The organism is Methanomassiliicoccales archaeon, from assembly GCA_013415865.1.
Classification (GTDB): Archaea; Thermoplasmatota; Thermoplasmata; order Methanomassiliicoccales; family UBA472; genus MVRC01.
Map to the genome: position 1 here is coordinate 153,575 of CP058896.1, position 21,705 is coordinate 175,279.

Below are 21,705 nucleotides of genomic sequence, written 5' to 3' on the forward strand. Positions count from 1 at the left end.
TACAGATGATATGAGGCACGCGGTCGAAATGCCCAAGCAGCATCCGAAAGAGCGGGTCAGGAACTTCAAGGAAGTAGCCTTGGGATATGATGAGGAGATGGCCAGGAAAGAGGCGGCCCGCTGTCTGCAATGCAAAGACCCTCCCTGCCGTAAAGGATGCCCTGTGAATGTTCCCATCCCACAGTTCATCAAGTGCATAAGTGAAGGTAGGTATGCAGAAGGGATCGCCACGATAAAGACGATGAACGCCCTTCCTGCCGTGTGCGGGCGAGTATGTCCTCAGGAAGAACAATGCCAGCTCAGATGCGTGCGTGGAAAGAAAGGCGAACCGGTCAGCATAGGTCGTCTTGAAAGATTCTTGGCGGATTGGGAAAGAGAGAGGGGCTTTAGAATACCTGACAGGGCCCCCCCTACCGGAAGAAGGGTTGCCGTGATAGGTGCTGGGCCTGCAGGTCTGACCGCGGCATCTGATCTGGTCAAGCTAGGACATTCTGTGACCCTTTTTGAGGCATTACATGTGGGAGGGGGCGTTCTCAGCTATGGTATCCCTGAGTTCAGATTGCCCAAGGATATCGTCCAGAAGGAGATAGAGTATATTCAGTCCCTAGGGGTAGAGCTACGCCTTGGTAATCTAATAGGGAGGATCCATACTATCCGCGAGCTCATGGACCAGGGGTTCGATGCGGTCTTCATCGGGAGCGGAGCAGGTCTGCCCCAATGGACCGGTTGTCCAGGGGAGAATCTAGGTGGGATATACTCCGCCAATGAGTTTCTAATAAGGGTCAATTTGATGAAAGCATACTCATTTCCAGAGAAGGACACACCGATCCGCATAGGAAAGCACGTGGTGGTGATAGGAGGAGGGAACGTCGCCATCGATTGTGCAAGGATATCGATGAGGTTGGGTGCCACCGTCTGCCTCAATTATCGGCGGTCAAGGAACGAGCTTCCCGCACGCAAGGAAGAGATCGAGAACGCGGAAGAGGAGGGGCTTATATGCAAGTTCTTGAGCGCGCCGGTCGAATTCTATGGGGACGATAAAGGCTGGGTAAGGGCCATAAGGTGCACATGCATGGAGCTCACGGAACCAGATGCGAGCGGGAGGCAGAATGTAAGACCTATAGCATGTTCAGACTTCGAGATGCCTGCCGACACTGTAATCGTCGCAATAGGGCAAACCCCCAATCCTATCATCCAACGCACGACCGAGGGGTTGATGACCAATCCGAGGAATGGGACGATAATCGTAGATAGTGAGGGACGTACGAACATCAAAGGCGTCTTCGCTGGAGGCGACGTGACGACAGGGGCCGCGACCGTGATAAGCGCGATGGGAGCGGGCAGACGCGCCGCAAAGGCGATACATGATTATCTGATGGAGCTCGGCCCGAAGGAGGTGGTCCCACGTCAGACAAGCTGAAGATAGCATTCTATTGGGCGGCGAGCTGCGGTGGTTGTGAGATCGCGGTCCTTGACCTCAACGAAAAGATACTTGACCTTGTCAAGGTCGCCGATATAGTGTTCTGGCCAGTTGCCATGGACGTCAAATATAAAGACGTTGAGGCGATGCCAGAAGGCCACATCGACGTCACCTTCTTTAACGGTTCCGTGAGGAACAGCGAACAGGAGCACATGGCGCATCTATTGAGGTCCAGATCTAAGATATTGATAGCGTTCGGTGCATGTGCCCATGAAGGGTCTGTACCGGGGCTTGCAAATCTCAGTGACGCCGGGGAGATATTAAAAAAGGTATACGGTGAGGAAAGAGACGCGACCGTACCTGCCCCTATAACAACTGTACCTGAAGGAGAATTGAAGGTCCCCCAGTTCTATGACACGGTGAGGACCTTGTGGCAGGTGGTGGAGGTCGATTATTATCTCCCCGGGTGTCCCCCGCCCGTCAAGCTCATCGCTGCGGCGATAGATGCCATCGTGAAAGGAGAACTTCCTCCTAAAGGCTCTGTGCTTGCACCATTACCATCAGTATGTGATGAATGCCCTAGGACGAGGGAGCACAAAAAGATAAAGAGCATATATAGGGTGCATGAGAAAGTTCCGGATCCTGAGAGATGCCTGATGGAGCAGGGCATAATATGTATGGGCATGGCCACAAGGAGCGGATGTGGTGCACAGTGTTTGAAGGTCGACATGCCATGCACGGGTTGTGGAGGGGCCACTCCGAATCAATCTGATGTCGGCACAGGGATGATGACAGCACTGGCCTCTATCCTCTGCCTTGATGCGGAGCCGGGAAAATACACCGATGAGGAGTTTGACAGATTAATATCCCAGATCAAGGACCCGGTGGGGATATTTTACATGTACAGCCTCCCATCGTCCATCCTCAGGCGGAAGGTGATCGGAAAATGAAGGAGATCATGATCGACCCGATAACCAGGCTTGAGGGGCACGGTAACGTGTCCATCTTCTTAGATGAAAATGGAGAGGTAAAGAATGCATATCTGAAGATACCAGAGCTGAGGGGCTTCGAAGCCTTCTGTGTAGGTCGGCCCGCCGAATTGATGCCGATACTCACAACGAGGATATGTGGCGTATGCCCGGTCGCCCATCATTATGCCTCGGTCAAAGCTCTGGATGCGGCATTTGGGGTGGAGCCTCCCCCCGCTGCGAAAAAGCTGAGGGAGCTTCAGTACATGGGCTACCTGATCTATGACCACACTCTTCATTTCTATTTCCTCGGTGGACCGGACTTCATTGTTGGTCCGGACGCACCCATAGAAAAAAGGAACATCCTCGGGGTCATAGAGAGGGCCGGCATGGATGTGGCAAAGGAGGTCATCAAGCACCGTGCATATGGCCAGAAGATCACCGAGATCATCGGTGGGAAGGCCACGCATCCCGTGAGCGGTCTGCCGGGGGGGATGAGCAAACCATTGAGCGAGGAATCAAGATCGTCGATATTGGAGATGGCCAGATCGTCATTGGAATTCGCCAAGTTCACATTGGGGATGTTCCATGAGGTCGTCCTAGAGGACCCCCGATATGCTTCGATGATCGGGAGCCAGACATACACCATGAGGACCTATTACATGGGGATGGTCGACGATAATGACAACGTCAACTTTTACGATGGCAAGATCAGGGTCGTCGACCCTGATGGGGAAGAGCTCACAAAGTTCGAGGCTATGGAATATCGTCAGCACATTGAAGAAAGGGTGGAGCCCTGGACCTATTCGAAGTTCCCTTACCTCAGAAAGATCGGATGGAATGGGTTCAAGGACGGCAAAGACAGTGGCATATACAGGGTGGGGCCGCTAGGTCGCCTGAATGCTGCGAAGGGGATGTCCACCCCCCTTGCTCAGAAGGAGTACGAACTTCTTTTCAGAACGTTGGGAAAACCTGCACATGGCACCTTGGTGTTCCATTGGGCACGGCTCATCGAATTATTATACGCTGCCGAGAGGGCTGTGGAGCTGGCAAGTGACCGATCGATCACATCCAAGGACATTAGGAACACACCCGGGACGCCTGGAGAGGGCGTAGGCATCGTCGAAGCTGCAAGAGGGACGCTGATCCATGATTACCGCTTGGATAAAGACGCTCTCATAAAGGATGTCAACATGATAGTCGCAACGACCAATAACTATCCTGCCATATGTATGAGCATCCGGGACGCGGCGAAAGGCCTGATAGCTGATGGGATAGTGAATGATACTGTTCTGAACAAGGTCGAGATGGCCTTCAGGGCGTATGACCCTTGTTTCGGCTGTGCCACCCATTATGCCATAGGAAAAATGCCTTTGGAGATCAGGATATTTGACAATTTAAATAATCATATAGGGACTCTTACCAGAGGTCTGTGATCCTGAGGTGTAGGACCACGCCGAGATATGGAGATGTATCGCATTGATAGATTGTTTCCAAAAACTGACGTTCGATCTTCAAGTGTGGCTAGATGGCGCGGGTTGCATCGTGATCGCTGGAATAGGGAACCCGATACGGTCCGACGATCATGTAGGCGTCAGAACGGTCGGGCTCATGAAAGGAAGGGTAGAGGGAAGAGTGCATCTCATCGAGTGCGAGACCGTCCCGGAGAGCTTTATTGACGAGATCGTTGCCATACGACCTACACACGTGCTTCTGATAGATGCCGCATTGATAGGTCTGGGACCGGGAGAGGTCAGGTTGAGCTCTGTTGAGGAGGTCTCATTAGACCCTCCGATATCAACGCACACGCTCCCTGTGAAGGTATTCAGCGAGTATGTCAGGATCATGACAGGTGCCAAGGTCGGATTCATACTGGTCCAACCCAAGGATGTGAACTTTGGAGAAAAAATGACAGGAGAGGTCGAGAGGTCTGCACAAAAAATAGCGGATATCTTGATAAAGACCGTTCAACGGCCTTCGAGCTGCCCGTCGATATCAGAACCTTGAAAGAATTATAGATGGTGCAGGGGGTGCGATTTGAACGCACGGACCACTAAGGACTAGACCCTCAATCTAGCGCCGTTGGCCATGCTTGGCTACCCCTGCAGGTAAACCTCCGAATGTAGGGGTCGGTTATTAACCTTTGCCTGAACTGAACAGCGATGCGCTCGCAATGACCGGTCGGTCTCATTCGATAGATTTAATATCGCCGACTCTCTCATGCTGAATGCCAGGAGAGGAAGGGCGGCCGACGGTAGGGCGAAGGCCCAGCTGAGGAAGTTCCCCCCTCCACGAGAGCGGTGGGCCGCGCGAGCGGCCTGGTGAGAACCAGGGCAAGGACGCAGAAACGACACAGCCCGTGCAAAAGGATGATCCGTAAGTCGGTGACGTTCCTCGGGATCTGGTGAAACGGTGACTCCCCACCGGAGCAAGCCCAAACAGCTGGGATGACGATCTCAGGACCGGCGGGTAGGGCGCTTAGTTGAATGCCGCCTGAAACAGAAGGGGGACTACTATCCTCACCTGGCCACTTTCACTACAGAATTAGGGGGATGATGCTAGTTAGCATGTACCGTGACATTGTGGGTCATTATTATTAATATCAAGGTAGTTACCCCTCCGTACGACCGGTCCAGATATTCAGGCGGCCGAAGAACAGAGAATCCATGAAGTGAGGTGTTTACCATCAATTATTGGAATCCCAGGATGGAACAGATGCCGATAGAAGAGCTGAAAACGATGCAATACAAGCTGCTGAAGACGTTGGTTTACAAGCTCTACAGCTTCTCTGAGTTCTATCATTCTCGTATGAAGGCGGCAAAGGTCCATCCCGACGATATAAAGAGCTTGAAAGATATCACCAAGCTCCCGTACATGTATAAGAGCGACCTGAGGGACAACTATCCCGACAGGCTCTTTGTCACTCCTAGGGATGATGTGGTCAGGTTCCATGCGTCGTCCGGTACGACAGGGAAAGCGACCGTCGTTGGTTACACCCAGCACGATCTAGATGCCTGGAGCAATTCTCTCGCCAGGGCGTTGACCTCATGTGGGATCGGACGTGGGGACACGGTACAGGTCAGCTATGGTTATGGGCTTTTCACAGGAGGGCTTGGGCTTCATTATGGGGCTGAGAAGATCGGCGCTGCGGTATTGCCTGCGAGCGTTGGGAACACCGAGAGGCAGATCGAGCTTATGATGGATATGAAGGTCACTGCCATCGCCTGCACGCCATCATATCTCCTCCATATGGGGGAGGTAGCTCAAAGGATGGGACTTAGTTTTCAAAAGGACACTAAACTAAGGAGGGCCATACTTGGGGCCGAACCATGGTCAGAAAAAATGAGAAAAAGGATACAGGACGATCTGGGCATCATGGCCTATGACATCTATGGGACCAGTGAGCTCTCTGGCCCACTTTTCACCGAATGCCATGCGCAGAAGGGGATACATGTGTGGGGCGACTATGCATTGACAGAGGTTCTGGACCCAGATACTCAAGAGCCTGTCTCTGATGGAGAACGGGGAGAGCTGGTGGTCACAATGTTACAAAAAGAGGCTCTCCCAATAATCCGTTACAAAGTTGGGGACATAACTACAAAAGATGAGAGCATATGTGAGTGTGGTAGGACCCATCCGAGGATCGGTCGTATCCAGGGTCGGGTGGACGATATGCTCATCATCCGTGGTATCAACGTTTTCCCTTCGCAGGTGGAGCACACCTTGATGTCGATTCCTGAGATCGGTCCGCATTTCATGATCGAAGTGGACAGAAAGGGAGAGCTCGATGACATGCTGGTCAGGGTGGAGATAAAGAGAGAGTACTTCAGTGACAAGATAGACGATCTGATGAAGATCAAAAAGAAGGTCTCCCATGCTTTAAAAGGATCGTTGAATGTCGCCGTGGACGTCGAGTTGGCGAACCCTGATTCTTTGCCTAGGTTCGAGGGCAAGGCAAAGCGTGTGATCGATAGGAGGAGGATCTGATGACGTCTGAGCATTATCTGAAGCAGGTATCGCTGTTCTCTGAGAACAGGCCGGGACAGTTGGCGGCCTTCGCCAAGGCGTTGGAGGATGAGGGCATCGACATATTGGCTTTAAGCATAGCAGAGGCGGAAGGTTTTGGTGTCATTAGGGCGCTCGTCTCTGATCCGGAAAGGGCGGTTGAAAAGCTATCTGACCTTGGTTATATGGTCCGGATCACAGACGTCATAGGTGTGAGGATGAGGGATGTCCCCGGTGGGTTGAGAGAGATGGCGGAATTGCTAGGGACGGCAAACATCAACATAGATTATTCATATGCGTTCAGTGGAAAACATGGTGCAGTCCTGATATTGAGGGTTGACAGACCAGAGGAAGCGGTCCGAAGGTTCAGTTCTAAGGGGATCGCCCTCTTGTGCATGAGCGACCTTGAGTGATCGGAGGGCCGCTTTTTCAGCGGATTCTGCGATTCGGGACTCTATCAAATAGGTCAAATTTCCAACGACCACCTATTTTCTGATACCTGGCACAATATATATTTTATTAAAATGATGATTTTTAACTATTTTGTCAACATTTAAAAATTATGAAAAATTTACTTTTTATTCGCTATTTTAACGCTATTATCTTCATCATATGTCATTTCAGCGAATAATGAACTTGTACTCACATGTGCAAAATTCCAATAATTAGGAGGGAGTGAAGATGGATTTCAAAAGCGGCAAGATGTACCTTATCGAAGAAAGGGTCCCTTTGAGGACGCACCAGTTTTTAAGAAAAGAGTTGGCGAAGGGGAGGCCGGCCCTATATATCTCAAAACATTCACCTGCTCAATTGATGATGCAGTTCACAAACCTCCATGAACCTTTAACGACCAAGTGGCTTTCACCTAGGCCAGACGATGATTGCATACCTCCGATGAATCTAAAGATATTCGAGGAATACCTTCACAGTTTCCTTGCTAAAAATGAGAATGGGATCATAATATTGAACGGGATGGATGTTCTGGAGATGTGGAATGGCTTCAAACCGGTCCTCAAAGTAATAAAAAAGGCACGAGAAAAGGTAGGAGAGAATGGGGCCAGTAATTTCATTATAAGTCTCGATCCCAAGAACCACTATGATAAGCAATTGGCCGAACTTGAGAGGGTGTCGGACGAGGTGGTTGTCAGCAATACTGAGGCCTGAAATTTTTTAGCAATAATCTTTTCGATAGTAATATTTCTAATGACGGACATGACAATGGCATGCGGCCCGCCATCGCCTCGATCTTGACCGGGGTCAGGGAGGATACTGTTTCCGGTTGCTCAGAGATGACATCTAAGCTATTACAAAACCTTAGGTCGTTGCTGAATACGAACAGAACGATTACTAGGGCTGAATGGCAGGAATTTGTCGGTGAATTAAGAGATGCCAGACCTGGAATGGCGCCTTTCCATAATATCGCCAACATGATCGAGGCCAAGGCATCCGATCCTGCATTAACAAATTGGAACGATGCCATGGCCGATATGGTGGACGAAGTATTACAAGAGCTCATGAACTCTGCCAGCGAAATATCGGAAAAGTTCCTCGGGCTCGTGCAGGGGGGCAAGTTCTTGACCATCTCGTACTCGAGCACCGTCATGTCCACCTTGTTGAGAGAGGCTAGAGATAATGAGATAATGGTCTATGTTGCAGAGTCGCTACCACTGGGGGAGGGCAGGACAACGGTCAAGAAACTGGCCTCGCATCGTATACATACGAGATTGATCACTGACAGTATGATAGGTTCAGTGATCGACGAGGTCGATTGTTGCATCGTGGGTGCTGATGCGATAACCAAGAACGGAGTATTGAACAAAGTTGGCACCAGAGCACTTGCCGCGACCTGTATGACAGCTGGAAAATCATTTTACGTTCTCAGCAGTGAGATAAAGATAGCCAATATTACCAGCATCGACCTGAAGAGGGCCACGAAGATGCATGATGGTTTCACGGATATGTCCCAGATTTTCGAGCTCACACCCCTTGACCTGGTCGATACCATCGTGACCGATAAAAGGGTCCTATCCCCAACGTCATTGGTGTGGAAATGATAAGGTGACGTGTTGGGCCATGAGCCCGAATGAATGAAGATCTTGCTATGTTCTTCTTCTGACGAAGAGAGACGTTTTGAGAGACATTCACCATCAAGGTCTACTTCAAATGGGAAATGATATTTGCATAAGATCGCATCTCGATGGTCAAAATCTTTGGTCCTGGTTTTGACAGTTCGATGACTGGACGACGACAGGTTCGGCAAAGGCCGACGTTTTGCTCACCTTTACAACCTTTACTTCCAGCTCTTGGCCGACCTTTGCCCCCTTTACGAAGATTATCAGACCCTCGATCCTTGCTATACCATCTCCCTGCTTACCTACATCGGTGATTCTTACCTTTAACAACTGGCCCTCTGAAACCGGGCTCTTGTTTGGAAACTCTTTTCTTCCTTTGAACTTCATCGTCCTCACCTCAATAAGGAAATGAATTCATTCACCAATTCATCAAAACCTTGTGCCATGATACATAGGTCCCCATTAGTGATCGTCTTTATCTGGATCGTCACAAAACCCATCTCGTTCTCCATACAGATCCTGTTGGGCGCCCTGTCTGTTGTTCTAAGCCCTTCCCCCGAAAACATTTTCTCGGCAAGGTCTAACACCTCCTTCGGGGACATACTTATCTTTTTAGAGGTCCTCATAATACGATCCGAATCCTCATAAGAAATGGTGAAGATAATAATATTCCCGATCAGAGGAAAATTTTGATTATCTATCTGCTCGAATTACAGCATAATGTCATCCATTGAACCTCCTCTCACAAAGAATGCCTTGGTGGTCCTCAAAAGAAGATACCTCAGAAAGGATACGAAAGGCACCATAATCGAGACACCAGGAATGATGATAGAGAGGGTCGCGGATAACATTTCGTCCGTTGATTATCTCTATGGTGACAGAGATGCGGATAAAGAAAAAAGTGAATTTGTCCAGGCGATGCGGACCTTGCGATTTCTGCCAAATTCGCCAACATTGATGAACGCAGGGACGTCCATACAGCAATTGGCAGCCTGTTTTGTGATCCCGGTCGAGGATAGCATCGAAGGTATTTTTAATGCAGTGAAATGGGCGGCGATCGTGCATCAGAGCGGGGGCGGTACTGGTTTTTCATTCTCAAGGCTAAGGCCCAGAGGTGACATTGTTGCTTCCACATCAGGCGCGGCATCTGGACCGCTTTCTTTCATGAAGGTCTTCGATATCGCTACCGAGGCCGTCCGCCAAGGCGGGAGGAGGCGAGGGGCCTCAATGGGCGTCCTGAGGGTGGACCATCCGGATATAATGGAGTTCATCCATTCCAAGGATGATAAGAGGACACTCTCTAATTTCAACATATCGGTCGGCATAACGGACGAATTTATGGATGCCCTTACTCGGGGCGATCATTTTATTCTAAGAAATCCTAGGGACGGCTCGGCCGTTGGTGAGGTCGAGGCAGTAAGAATTTTCGAAGAGATGTGTTCTTCTTCCTGGGCATCAGGAGATCCGGGGGTTCTGTTCCTCGATACGATAGAAAGATCGAATCCGACCCCCAATGTCGGGACCATAGAGGCGACCAATCCTTGCGGAGAGGTCCCATTGCTTCCGTTTGAAGCCTGCAATCTTGGATCGATCGACCTGGTCAAGATGTATGACCGTAACAAGGGAGATATGGATTGGGACCTTTTCAAGGACACGATCTCGTTAGGGATCCGGTTCCTTGACAATGTTATAGACGCGTCAAAATATCCTCTTGATCAGATCACCTCAATGGTCAAGGGCAACCGGAAGATCGGGCTCGGTGTCATGGGATTTGCAGACCTGCTATTGTTACAAGGCGTTCGATATGGGTCAAGGAGCAGTTTCGACATCGCAGGCAAACTGATGGATTTCATGAGATCGGTCGCTGATGAGGAGTCGAGGTCGATCGCAAGCAGTCGAGGACCGTTTCCGAACATAGAGGGGAGCAAAGTAGATCCATCAAGGCGTAACGCAACTTTGCTATCGATCGCCCCTACGGGAACTATCAGCATCATTGCTGGTTGCTCCAGTGGGATCGAACCTAATTATTCTTTTTATCTTGAAAGAAGAGTTCTAGATGGAGAGATATTGGTCGAGACAAATCCGATCTTATTAGAAATGCTTGACCTGGAAAAGGTCGAGACGGACCGGGTCATCAAAGAACTTTCTAAAGGCGTCCCGCTCAAAGAGATCTCGACCGTCCCTGAATATATAAAAGAGGTCTTTGTCACTGCTCATGAGATCGACCCCTTGCTTCAGGTCGATATGCAGGCCAAATTCCAGGAACAAGTCGACAATGCGGTCTCTAAAACAATAAATCTTCCCATGAGCGCTACGCCCGACGAAATAGGCAAGATCATGATCCATGCTTTCAAGAAAAAATGCAAAGGCATCACCGTCTATCGAGAGGGGTCCAAACCAGGACAGGTCTTAAGCCTGGGAACTGGAAAGGTCGAATGTTTTACCTGCGGAAAGCTCGGATGAACAATGAAGTTCGACGGACCCGTTTGGATCGTTCCCGCATCCTCCTTTCATTCAAAACGCAATACCTCCGCTGGTGATACCCTGCTGGCACCCCTTGCCGCAGGATAAACGCATAACAGTGTAGCTATCAAGGCACCAAAACCTATCAAAACTATCGGACGCCAATTTATTACAAACTCAAAGTCGTACCCCTCGGATACGAGGTTCGTGTAGAGCTCGTAACCTACCATTATACCCAAGAGGGAACCTATGATTATTCCTAGGGTAGATATGAACGCCGATTCTAGAGCAAAATTCGCCACGACCATCGACCTTCGATATCCTATCGCCCTCATCATCCCTATCTCAAGCTGTCTTTCTCGGATCGACCGGATGGTTATTATGCCAAGACCAGTTATCCCAATGATCAACCCCATCGCAAGGTAAGCTTGGAACAATGAAAACATATTGTTGATATTGCTTGTCACCTGCCGAGCTATTTCCTTGACGTTGACTGTAACGACGCCGTAATTGCGGAACTCTCTTTCCACGAGCACGGCCTGTCTACTCACATCCAGCCCTTCGCGGAAGTTCATCAGCAGTATCGTTGGTCCATTCGCATGGTGGTTAGCATATACCCCTGCCTCTGACATAAAGACGCCGTTGAAGAACTGTTGCTTCATTATGCCGATAACGGTCACATTCTCATATTCGCCTGAGAGCGACTTTAATCTGATAGACTGACCTATCTCGACGGCACCTTCGTAGACAGGGGCCCCGAAACCCGCAGACTGTGCAGCCCAAGAACCATCTACGATCACGAGCGACGGGTTGAACACTGCGGCCCTCCAGACGTCTTCCTCATTGCGGAAAAGGGATCTATCCCAGTCGCTCAATGGGAATTCTCCCTCAGTGTAGAATCGTTGGTTGAAGCCAATTATGGAAGTGCTTCGTTCAAACTGGCGTTGTGACCCTGTCATACCGTCTATTCCTGTGAAATTGGCCTGGATGGGCATTGCCGGTAACCCGATAATGTTCGTCACGTTCTCTTTTTCAACAAAACCCCCGGTTGTGTTTATGATCTCCCAAGGGTCCTCTTCGAAAGGGACCGGCAACTGCTTTATCGCAATGAGGTCGAAACCCCCCGATGATTCGATCACCATCCTCTCTATGTTCACATTTAGTATGCCTGAAAGCATACTTAGTACGGTGACAGTGAATATAACCAGACCGAAGATGAATATGCTGAGCCCTGTCCTGAACTTGGCCCTTAAAGGATAAGATGCTGCGGTCTTTATTACCGCCCTGTAACCTTTCTTGAACGGAGCTATTTTGAGCAAGAAGGATACCAGGACATCCGAATTGAAGATCACCAATATCAGTGCGGATGTTACCATGAACAAACCTGAAACGATGAAGATCTCGATACCACTGTCATAATCGAATATCTCAAAATCTCCCTTGGGTATCCAGATGAACAACGTGAGGCCACCTGCCAAATTCCACGCGATCCTATCTCCCACCCATTTTCTTATAACAAGCCCCAAAGAGATCGTCATAAGAGAGAGACCACCGAAGGCCGGGCTCAGGTCCTCTACTCCGATCCCTATGAACATGATGACCGCCCCAATAACGATCCCTAACACGCCCAATCGAAAAGACCTTCTATCGCTCTTGGAGATAGGTGGCTCTGGTATATTCCTGACAGCTCTCACTATGTTAAGCTTAGAGATCCTCACCGTTGCTATATAGACTGTTCCCACGGTTATCAGGAATCCAGCTATAGAAGATATCATCAAAGACGATGTCTCGAAGTGAAAGTAGTCGATGATGGGCACGCGGAAAAAGTCAAATGTTCCTGAAATGGCCCATATCATGAAATAGGCTAATGCAAGGCCCACTAATGCTCCGACAGCGGTCGCCATCGTCGCATAGAGAAGTCCCTCATATGTGAAAAGCCTCTCCAGGTCTGCCCTTCTCATCCCAAGGGCCCTTGCCATCCCCATCTCGCTTTTGCGCTCCTCGCCCAGCATCGTAAAGATGTTTATGACAAGGACTATTCCTGCTATCACGGAGAAAGAGCCGAAGACCAAAAAAAGGTCCGATATCGTAGCAAGATTCTGTTTTCCTTCATCAAGTATCTGTTTAACGTCCGCGACCACTTTAAGCCCCGTGGTTCCTTCCAATGGCCCTATCAGCGCGTCAATGCTGTTCCTTACCTGGCCATTATAATAAAACCTGTCGCCTTCAAATGATTCTGTCTTTATGAAAATATAATTCACCTGACCAATCACCCCGGTCATTGATCGCAATGTTTCAATATCCACAAAGACCGATGTGCTGAGCCCGTTCAGCCCCGGCTCGTAGTTATTCACTATCATTTCGACAGTGAATGGCACGATCAGGTCCCCTTTTGTCAGAACGATAGTATCACCGAGGTTTGCTCCGAGATCGATCGCATCATCGACGAATAAATAACATCCATTGACCGATGGCCCGTTCATTATCTTGTTTCCCGAAACATCGACCCATCCACCGAAACGCGTCCATATGCTTGAGTTGGTGCCCATGACCAAATAAGGGGATTTGCTGCTCAGGTCCGTGCTCGGATTATAAGCAACGAACCTCTCCATGACCATGCTTGCCGCGAATTCAACATGGTCTATCTTTTTAATATCTTCCACAAGCGGTCCAATGGCCGCCTCATCAAAATACCTTGCCGAACCTTGGTCGTCGTTAGCTGCAATAACAAATGAGACCTCGCCCGCCCCTTTTGTTATCTCTTGGACGATCATGTTGTCCAAAGTGTCGCCCACCACAAAGGACGTTGATATTATCGCTGTTCCGACCATCAGTCCTGCCACGACAAGTATGGTCGTTCCCTTGCGCCGAAACAAATTTCTGTGGGCCATTTTAAAAAGGACCCTATGTCCTAAAGCGTCGATAGAGATGAACCCGATTATGATGAAAACAATGGCCAACCAGGAATAAGGTGATGGGACGAAAATGAAGGCGAAGACGATGATAAGGAGAAAGATCCCGGCCTTCATTATAAAACGGAAATTCAACGGTGACCTCTTGGCCTCCTTTCTCAATTTAGTTTCAGACATTTTATCATCATTTCTTCTGGCCATCTTCTTCACCCAAGCTGCTTTATCTCTTCAGCAATGGTAGAAGCTCTTCCGTTCTCAGAGATGATCTGACCATCACGCATGTGTATGATCCTATCACATCTCTCACCGATCTCTGGGTCATGGGTGACGATGACAAATGTTTCTTTGCTCTCCTCATTGAGCCTTCTCATCAGTGAGACCACGCTATCAGCGGTCTTCTTATCAAGATCACCTGTAGGCTCATCCGCCCACACAAGGGCCGGCCTATTCGAAAGCGCCCTTGCTATGGTCACCCTCTGCCTTTCGCCGCCTGAGAGAGCGTTAGGTCTTAGAAATGCCCTCTCCTTTAGCCCGACCTGTTCCAGGAGTTCCAGGGCCCTTGTCCTGGCCTCTTCCGGTTCCGCACCACTGATCAACAATGGGAGCTCAACATTCTCGACCGCTGTGAGAACTGGAAGAAGATTGTAAAATTGAAACACGAACCCCATCCTTCGAGCTCTAAAATCACTTTTCATGTCATCTGACATAGAAGTTAGCTCAGTACCTTCGATGAACACTTTGCCATCTGTGACGTCATCTATCCCTGAAAGACAATTTAGAAGCGTGGTCTTTCCGGAGCCGGAAGGCCCCATTATAGCGACCATCTCTCCTTTATCTATATCCAGAGAAACGCCTTTTAAAGCCTCGACGATGATATCGCCCGTCACGTATCTTTTTTTGACGTTCTCACATCTAATTATAGGCATGGGCCGCACCTTAAATGACCGTCGATAGTATGGGACCAGAGCGTTAAAAATATTTACTGAGAAATGCCCCATAATTTTAAACTCATATCAACGTATATAATTATATTATATTATATATATAATATTATAATATTTTTTACTAAGTTTCTAAAATTGTATATAATTATACAATATAGTTCAATAATGTTATATATTGCATAATATATCCCGCACATCATGAACATAAAATTCAATCAGATAAAAATCGGTCTTGACATTGACGAGATCCCTAAAAAATGGTATAACATCGCCGCTGATTCGCCAGAACCGATACCTCCCATATTGAACCCAAAAACAAAGGAGCCAGCTCCTCCAGAGGCGTTAGAGGCAATATTTCCAAAAGGCATTATCAGACAGGAGATGTCGACCGACCGTTATATCGACATCCCTGAAGAGATAAGGGAATCTTACGTGTTGCTCGGCAGACCTTCCCCTCTCCAAAGGGCGATACGGCTCGAAAAGGCCCTCAAAACTCCCGCGAGGATATACTTTAAAAGGGAAGACCTGTCCCCCTGTGGAAGTCACAAACCCAACACGGCGCTCCCCCAGGCTTATTATAATCTTAAGGAAGGGGTCGAAAACCTCACGACTGAAACAGGAGCGGGGCAGTGGGGAACCTCCCTTGCCTTGGCATGCTCCTTCTTTGACATGAAATGCACGGTATTCATGGTCAGGGTCAGCTATGACCAGAAACCTTACCGACGTTACATCATGGAGACCTACGGGGCCAAGGTGCATGCTTCTCCAAGCCTAGAGACAGAATACGGAAGATCTTTGCTCAAAGAGAATAAGGACCACCCAGGGTCACTGGGGGTAGCGATCTCCGAGGCCATAGAGCTCTGCGTGAGATCAAAGAACACGAAATACGCCTTAGGATCCGTGGCGAATCACGTCATGTTGCACCAGACCGTCATAGGTCAAGAGGTCAGATCACAACTTGAGAAAGTGGATGAAAAGCCAGACTATATGATCGGATGCGTTGGGGGAGGAAGCAACTTCGCTGGGTTCACATTCCCTATGATAGGCGACAAAATACGTGGAAAATGCGATGCCGAGTTCATCGCTGTCGAGCCGAAGTCGGTCCCCTCCATAACTAAGGGAGAGTACAGGTATGACTATGGCGACACTGCTGGTATGACCCCGTTGTTCAAGATGTACACGCTAGGGCATGACTTCATCCCTTCACCGATCCATGCTGGCGGACTAAGATATCATGGTATGGCACCTACCGTGAGCCTGATGGCCAAACTCGGTCTGGTCAAAGGAATGGCATACGATCAGCTGGAGGTCTACGATGCTGCCATGCAGTTCGCAAGGGCGGAAGGAATCATCCCAGCGCCGGAAAGTAGCCATGCTATAAAGGCGGCCATTGACCTGGCGGTAGAGGCAAAGAGGAAGAACGAAGAGAAGGTCATCGTGTTCAACCTGTCAGGACATGGCTTGTTGGATATGTCCGGATATGCGAAATACATCTCTGGAACAATGAATGGCAATTGAGAACGCTTGGTCCCTTACCTAAACGCTTTATTTATCTTTTAATAACCCTCAAATATTCTATTTGTTTCGATAGCTGTGGTGAGGAATTGAAGGCCATCATCGTTCATGGAGGTGCTTGGAACATTCCTGAGGAACTGCATGAGGCTCATATCAAGGGGTGTGCAAAGGCCGTCGATATCGGATATGACCTACTTAGGTCAGGGAGTGGTTCGTTAGAGGCGGTTTATGCCGCGGTCGAGTTCATGGAATCTGACTGCACTTTCGATGCTGGGTGTGGTTCATTCCTCAATGCTGCGGGGGAAGTGGAGATGGATGCGATAATCATGAACGGTAGGACGCTCGAACTAGGAAGCGTCGCTGCCATAAAGAACGTCAGGCATCCGATCTCTGTGGCGCGGATGGTCATGGAAAGAACAAAACATTGTATGCTGGTCGGTGAAGGGGCAACAAAATTTGCAAACAGCGTGGGGATAGAGCTTATTCCGACCGAAGAGCTGGTCTCGCCTAGAGAGCTGGAAAGATGGAAGATGATACGCTCGACAGGCTCATATGAACAAAAGGACTCGTTCACCTCGTTCAAAGAAGGACCTATGGGCACGGTCGGTGCGGTCGCGATCGATGATGAGGGGGACATATGTGTTGCAACATCGACGGGGGGGACGCCCAACAAGATGGTCGGTCGGGTCGGCGATTCCCCGTTGGTAGGATGTGGTACCTATGCTGACAACCATTCAGCAGGTGTCTCGGCCACCGGCTTTGGTGAGGCCCTGATGAAGATTTGTATCGCCAGAAGGATATGCTGTAATGTTGAGAAAGGTATGGATGCGCCAACAGCCGCCTATGAAGCAATAAGGTATTTGGCGGATAGGGTCGATGGGCATGGGGGGGTCGTGGTCATTGATAAAAAAGGGAATATTGGATATCATTTCAATACACCAAGGATGGCGATAGCGTATGTTGATAAGGACGGAAAAAGAACGTCAACGGTCTTAAAGTGAATCATATTATATTTCATACCCTATTATTGAATAATTTGTATAGTTGGGAAGTGAGAAGAACGACGGCAGATGCTTTTTCATTCACCCCGTCCAGGATAGCAAATGTGACCCTACCATTGGCAAAGGGGAACGTGACCTTGGACTATGGAATGACATATATCATTCCGAATGAGAGCATGGAGATGTCGTTGGAGATAATATCAAAGCTCACGCTCATGACAGATGACATTATATGCCTCTCAAGGATGCATCCATCACACATCGCTGAAAGATGGCCTTCGGCAAAGATAAGATCCTATTGGCTGACTCAAAGGGCGGGGGAAGGGAATGTTTCACCGGACCAGCCATCAGCTGTAAAAGGCGTCCTCGAATCATTCATGAGGAAAAAAGGTGGCGCGGTCGCAATATTGGACGGCTTCGAGCATCTCTCTGTATATAACAATTTTCACATTCTTAACGTCATGTTCGAGGAGCTTAACGATGTCGTCATGGAGACGCGGTCAATCCTTTTGGTACCTCTAGATCCAAGGTCTCTTGATGAGATGTCACTTGCGAGGCTCCGGAGATTTGCCGAGATCGTTCTTTGATCAGAACCTCCGCTTCAACTTTAGGGAAAAAGCTCCAGATCTTCTCGAGATCATTCTGTTCGAAGGCCAGTGGGTCCATGCTGACATATAGCTCCCCCCCCGTTGAGCTTCAGTTCTCTGCCCATCTCTTCCAATCCGACCAAGACCCTCTTGATATCATTCCACAGTAGGAGATATTCCAGCCCATCCAGGAATACCATCGTCCTTTTACCTTTGCTTTCCTTCTTTATGCACTTGACCAAGTGCGATACGCTTTTTGGGGATATGACATCTTTTCCTTTGTTGCCGGTCAACCAGAAGAATTTTGGCCCCGACAGATTAAATTTTTCCGAGACGTACTCCGGATGAAGTCTAGATATGCATATGCTGTATGATCCGTCTGAGATCAGGTCCCCGAACGCTTTGAATCCTAGTCTCGGATATCCCTCGACTATCATCACAACGTTCTTTTCACATCCATTAATTATCATTTGAGACACCTTTCCCATGTACACCCTTTCGTGTTATCCATATTTAAATTGGAACTGAGCATGCTCTTTTTTTCATATAGTCTACTTTTTACAAAGGACCTCAGGAGCACGATAATTGTTTTAGATGGTGGCGATATTTGTGTCTGTGAACCGAGGGTCGAGAAAGTCGTTGCTCACGGCCCGTGAGAGGGTGTTGGTCCACCTGCTGCCTATGCAAAAGTTCGCCCAAGATGCCAATGTGCCCCGTTCTGTGACGCAGGACGGGATCGCAGAAGCGGTCGATGTTGGACGGAACAATGTAGCGAAGATACTTCAGGAGCTTGAAGATGAAAAATTGATCGAGGTCTCGACCAGACATGTTAAAGGTCTGCCAAGTGTAAGAAAGGTTTATTTCCTTACGCACGACGGGTTCGAAACGGCAAAATCTCTGAAAAATGAGATGGAGTCGCTGAAGATAAAGGTCATCGATCTTAAAGGAGAGGTGCATGAAGATGAGGTTGGAAAATTAGCCTCTTACATTCCTGGAAACTATTCTTTCCTTGAACTTGCGAAAGGGATCGAAAGAGGAGTTTTTGACTGTAGGTATTTTCACGAGTCAAAGGTGAAAGAGGAGCGCAGGTTCGTCGATTTCACCGATAAAAAACCAGCCGTCCATACCTTTTTTGGCAGGGAGAAGGAGATGAAGGTCTTGATGGACCTTATTACCTCAGATTCGCCGAAAGCGGCCGTCATCTTCGGGATCCCAGGGATTGGTAAAACGACCCTTATAGCTAAATTCGCGCAGGAGGTCCGTGACCGCACCAATGTGTTCTGGCTAAAGGTCCATGAATGGGTCAACGTCAAAGGTCTCCTAAGACCTCTCGCAGAATTTCTTTCTCAATCTGGAAAAAAGAATTTGGAGTGGTATCTCGGGCAGACAGAGTCTCCTAATGTAGGAGAGGTGCTTCAGATACTGACCAACGATCTTCGGAACGTCCCGACCTTGCTGATTTTCGATGACGTTCAAAAAGGGGAAGAGGCGGTAAAGGACCTCGTGAGGGCGATCATGGAAGTACTGGAAGATATGCAATCGGTGAGATTGGTGTGTGCCACTAGAGATCTACCTCTGTTCTATTCCCGTTCGCTTGTTGTGCAAAACAAAGTGAGAGAGATTCAGCTGGAGGGTCTTGACAAGGAAAGCTGTGTTAAGATGCTCAAGGCGAGATCGATCCCTGATGATCAGATGCAACAGTTGATCAAAATCACGGAGGGACATCCTCTATTTCTCGAGCTGATAGAGGATGTAAAGAGCGCCTTGGGGAAGAACATCCGGATGTTCATCGACCAGGAGGTGATTTCGAAACTTGATGTTGCAGAAAAAAGGATAATGAACGTTGCTGCAGTGTTCAGATATCCAGTCATCATCGACGCTTTCTTCATTACGGAAGAAGAGATGAGGAAAGATCTTCACGGTGAAGACATCGGGTTAGAGGATATAGACTACACCATCTCCTATGAGACCGTGGACTCACTTCTTGCAAAATCGATCCTGCATGAATCTATAGGCCGTACCATAGGGATGCATGACCTTCTTAGAGAATTCACATATTCACGATTGACCCCTAGACAAAAAACCATGTATCATCGCGCCGCCTCAAAATTCTACATTCAGGACAGTTCCCTTTCATCCCAAGTTGAAGCACTTTACCACTGTATCATGGGAAAAGAGCTGTCGAAGGCCGTTGAGATCGCGGCAGGTAGAGGTGCCGAGATCGTGAGGCGCGGATATTCGAACCAATTCGCGCCATTGCTCGAGAAATTGTTGGAGGAACCAAGCATCAAGGAGAGGGAAGAGCTTCTACTCTTACATGCTGATGTGATGGACCTCCGTGGAGAGTATGAAAAGGCTGTCATGGAGTATTGTGAGGCTATCAAGTTGATACCACCAGAATCTGAAAAGAGATTATTGGCGGATATCCATCGGAAGATCGGTGCAATTGAACTTAAAAGGTCCAGATATGACCGGTCCATGGAATCTCTTACTCTCGCGTTGACCATGGCTACCGAATCGGGGGACCCGCTGACCTTGGCAGAGGTACATTATGACCTAGGGGGGGTATACGAGAGGCGAGGTCTTTATGAGCTGGCAATGGAAAATTTCCGGTCTGCGGAGAAATTTGCTGAAAAGGCTGGTAACCGAACAGCGTTAGGAAGAGCCTTGTATGGCCATGGGAGAGTGAGAGCGGGCCTGTCCGATTTTGAAAGAGCTGTAGACCTTAAAAAGTCAAGCCTGTCGGCTTTGGAAAGGGCCGGTGACATTAATATGATGGCCAAAGCCTGCATCGGTCTAGCAAACGACCTAAGACAGATCGGTCGGACAGATGAGGCACTAAGATATCTTGAAAAAGCGGTGGACCTGGCCAATTCGATTGGGGATGTCAGTACCTTAGCTTATGCCCTTTCCAATATGGCAGCAGAATATCTTGAGAGAAAGGACCTTGTCAAGGCCGAGGCCCTGATCCATAGGTCGGCAGAGATATTCGAGAAGATCGACGATAAGATGATGCTGGCAAGCACCCATATGTTCAAAGGTTTCCTTTTGAAGCTTAGAGGTGACTGGGAATGGTCCAAGGAAGAATTCATTCAATCTATCCAGATCACCAAGGGCCTTGATGTTCCCTCAAGGACCTGCCATTGGATATTCGAAATATCAAAGGTTTATGCTGAGATGGGAGAGTCCAGTGAGGCGAAAAGATTGTTCATGGAAGCCAAAAAGGTTGCAGAAAAGATTGGCAACTCCAAGTTGATGTCCATGGTGGATGAGGAGATGGCCAAACTATGAAAAGAAATGAATTGATAAAGGGTTTCAAAGGGAGGGAACCCTTTAGCTCAGAAGGCCAAGATGTGCGGGTCTGTGCCCGGGATGATGTGCGGGTCTGTGCCCGGGATGATGTGCGGGTCTGTGCCCGGGATGATGTGCGGGTCTGTGCCCGGGATGATGTGCGGGTCTGTGCCCGGATGATGTGCGGGTCTGTGCCCGGGATGATGTGCGGGTCTGTGCCCGGGATGATGTGCGGGTCTGTGCCCGGGATGATGTTGAAGTCAGAATCTGTTGAGAGAGAGAACCCAACTGCCGGGAGAGCCGCTCCCACGATCGCAAACATGCCTATTAAAATGGCAACCGAGCCGAGTACGGCCAGCAACATTTTTGGGAACTTCATCATATTCACCTTTCATGAATTTTTATGAAAGGTGTGTGGCTTTGTGAGTATTAAAATAGTATTTGAGCATGCTACAAAAAAGATTATATACTAAACATTTTAAAATATGTTATATATTATATTATTAATGATTTATATATCTGTGAGA

General features: G+C 48.7%; 19 protein-coding genes, 1 tRNA gene and 1 other RNA gene. 15 read left to right on the plus strand and 6 right to left on the minus strand.

The genetic code is table 11. The annotated features are described in order from the left end of the window. The first annotated feature begins 10 nt into the window (after positions 1-10). The 4 genes from gltA to HPY73_00830 are packed head-to-tail and all read left to right on the plus strand — an operon-like array spanning position 11 to position 4,395. Positions 11-1,420, plus strand: coding sequence for an NADPH-dependent glutamate synthase (gltA, locus tag HPY73_00815; protein ID QLH75589.1), 1,410 nt, complete (start codon positions 11-13; stop codon positions 1,418-1,420). After that, positions 1,417-2,370 carry an oxidoreductase gene (locus HPY73_00820; protein QLH75590.1) on the plus strand — a complete coding sequence of 318 codons (954 nt, stop codon included), beginning with the start codon at positions 1,417-1,419 and terminating at the stop codon, positions 2,368-2,370. Before gltA ends, HPY73_00820 begins: the two co-directional genes overlap by 4 nt. Further along, a complete protein-coding gene (locus HPY73_00825) occupies positions 2,367-3,824 on the plus strand; it encodes a Ni/Fe hydrogenase subunit alpha (GenBank protein QLH74133.1) in 1,458 nt (485 codons plus the stop codon). The genes HPY73_00820 and HPY73_00825 overlap by 4 nt, the downstream gene beginning before the upstream one ends. Before the next feature lie 43 nt (positions 3,825-3,867). Continuing rightward, on the plus strand, positions 3,868-4,395 hold the full coding sequence (locus HPY73_00830) for a hydrogenase 3 maturation endopeptidase HyCI (protein ID QLH74134.1): 528 nt from the start codon (positions 3,868-3,870) through the stop codon (positions 4,393-4,395). A 12-nt stretch (positions 4,396-4,407) separates the two neighbouring features. On the opposite strand, the gene HPY73_00835 is transcribed toward HPY73_00830, so the two are convergent. Continuing rightward, a tRNA-Leu gene (locus tag HPY73_00835) sits at positions 4,408-4,494 on the minus strand. A 126-nt stretch (positions 4,495-4,620) separates the two neighbouring features. On the opposite strand from HPY73_00835, the gene rnpB reads away from it, so the two are divergent. The 5 genes from rnpB (at position 4,621) to HPY73_00860 (ending at position 8,447) form a co-directional block, all read left to right on the plus strand. Next, positions 4,621-4,913, plus strand: an RNA gene (rnpB, locus tag HPY73_00840) — RNase P RNA component. 160 nt (positions 4,914-5,073) lie between these two features. Next, positions 5,074-6,375, plus strand: coding sequence for a phenylacetate--CoA ligase (locus tag HPY73_00845; protein ID QLH75591.1), 1,302 nt, complete (start codon positions 5,074-5,076; stop codon positions 6,373-6,375). Continuing rightward, the gene (locus HPY73_00850) at positions 6,375-6,806 is read left to right on the plus strand and encodes an acetolactate synthase (GenBank protein QLH74135.1); all 432 of its coding nucleotides are present in this window, start codon (positions 6,375-6,377) and stop codon (positions 6,804-6,806) included. The genes HPY73_00845 and HPY73_00850 overlap by 1 nt, the downstream gene beginning before the upstream one ends. 268 nt (positions 6,807-7,074) lie before the next feature. Continuing rightward, the gene (locus HPY73_00855) at positions 7,075-7,557 is read left to right on the plus strand and encodes a DUF835 domain-containing protein (protein ID QLH74136.1); all 483 of its coding nucleotides are present in this window, start codon (positions 7,075-7,077) and stop codon (positions 7,555-7,557) included. 59 nt (positions 7,558-7,616) lie between these two features. Beyond that, a complete protein-coding gene (locus tag HPY73_00860) occupies positions 7,617-8,447 on the plus strand; it encodes a hypothetical protein (GenBank protein QLH74137.1) in 831 nt (276 codons plus the stop codon). 147 nt (positions 8,448-8,594) lie between these two features. On the opposite strand, the gene HPY73_00865 is transcribed toward HPY73_00860, so the two are convergent. Both HPY73_00865 and HPY73_00870 read right to left on the minus strand, forming a co-directional pair. Beyond that, positions 8,595-8,852, minus strand: a complete 258-nt coding sequence (locus HPY73_00865; protein QLH74138.1) for a TRAM domain-containing protein — start codon at positions 8,850-8,852, stop codon at positions 8,595-8,597. A 5-nt stretch (positions 8,853-8,857) separates the two neighbouring features. Beyond that, entirely contained in the window at positions 8,858-9,091 is a 234-nt protein-coding gene (locus HPY73_00870; protein ID QLH74139.1) for a hypothetical protein, read from the minus strand. A gap of 94 nt (positions 9,092-9,185) precedes the next feature. Here HPY73_00870 and HPY73_00875 point away from each other — a divergent pair, with 94 nt between their 5' ends. Continuing rightward, the gene (locus tag HPY73_00875) at positions 9,186-10,928 is read left to right on the plus strand and encodes an adenosylcobalamin-dependent ribonucleoside-diphosphate reductase (protein ID QLH74140.1); all 1,743 of its coding nucleotides are present in this window, start codon (positions 9,186-9,188) and stop codon (positions 10,926-10,928) included. 47 nt (positions 10,929-10,975) lie between these two features. On the opposite strand, the gene HPY73_00880 is transcribed toward HPY73_00875, so the two are convergent. Both HPY73_00880 and HPY73_00885 read right to left on the minus strand, forming a co-directional pair. Further along, complete coding sequence (locus HPY73_00880) at positions 10,976-14,017, minus strand: FtsX-like permease family protein (GenBank protein ID QLH74141.1); 3,042 nt, start codon at positions 14,015-14,017, stop codon at positions 10,976-10,978. Positions 14,018-14,046: 29 nt separating this feature from the next. Continuing rightward, positions 14,047-14,766 (minus strand): ABC transporter ATP-binding protein, encoded by a 720-nt coding sequence (locus tag HPY73_00885; GenBank protein QLH74142.1) that lies wholly within the window; start codon positions 14,764-14,766, stop codon positions 14,047-14,049. Between the two features lie 216 nt (positions 14,767-14,982). Between HPY73_00885 and HPY73_00890 the strand changes: the two genes are divergently transcribed. The 3 genes from HPY73_00890 (at position 14,983) to HPY73_00900 (ending at position 17,887) form a co-directional block, all read left to right on the plus strand. After that, the gene (locus HPY73_00890) at positions 14,983-16,302 is read left to right on the plus strand and encodes a TrpB-like pyridoxal phosphate-dependent enzyme (protein QLH74143.1); all 1,320 of its coding nucleotides are present in this window, start codon (positions 14,983-14,985) and stop codon (positions 16,300-16,302) included. Between the two features lie 86 nt (positions 16,303-16,388). Next, positions 16,389-17,300, plus strand: a complete 912-nt coding sequence (locus tag HPY73_00895) for an isoaspartyl peptidase/L-asparaginase (GenBank protein QLH74144.1) — start codon at positions 16,389-16,391, stop codon at positions 17,298-17,300. Between the two features lie 50 nt (positions 17,301-17,350). Further along, positions 17,351-17,887 (plus strand): DUF835 domain-containing protein, encoded by a 537-nt coding sequence (locus tag HPY73_00900; protein ID QLH74145.1) that lies wholly within the window; start codon positions 17,351-17,353, stop codon positions 17,885-17,887. A 50-nt stretch (positions 17,888-17,937) separates the two neighbouring features. On the opposite strand, the gene HPY73_00905 is transcribed toward HPY73_00900, so the two are convergent. Then, the gene (locus HPY73_00905; GenBank protein ID QLH74146.1) at positions 17,938-18,357 is read right to left on the minus strand and encodes a DUF835 domain-containing protein; all 420 of its coding nucleotides are present in this window, start codon (positions 18,355-18,357) and stop codon (positions 17,938-17,940) included. A 124-nt stretch (positions 18,358-18,481) separates the two neighbouring features. On the opposite strand from HPY73_00905, the gene HPY73_00910 reads away from it, so the two are divergent. Both HPY73_00910 and HPY73_00915 read left to right on the plus strand, forming a co-directional pair. Next, positions 18,482-21,178 carry a tetratricopeptide repeat protein gene (locus tag HPY73_00910; protein ID QLH74147.1) on the plus strand — a complete coding sequence of 899 codons (2,697 nt, stop codon included), beginning with the start codon at positions 18,482-18,484 and terminating at the stop codon, positions 21,176-21,178. Next, entirely contained in the window at positions 21,175-21,585 is a 411-nt protein-coding gene (locus HPY73_00915) for a hypothetical protein (protein QLH74148.1), read from the plus strand. Before HPY73_00910 ends, HPY73_00915 begins: the two co-directional genes overlap by 4 nt. Positions 21,586-21,705 lie beyond the last annotated feature (120 nt).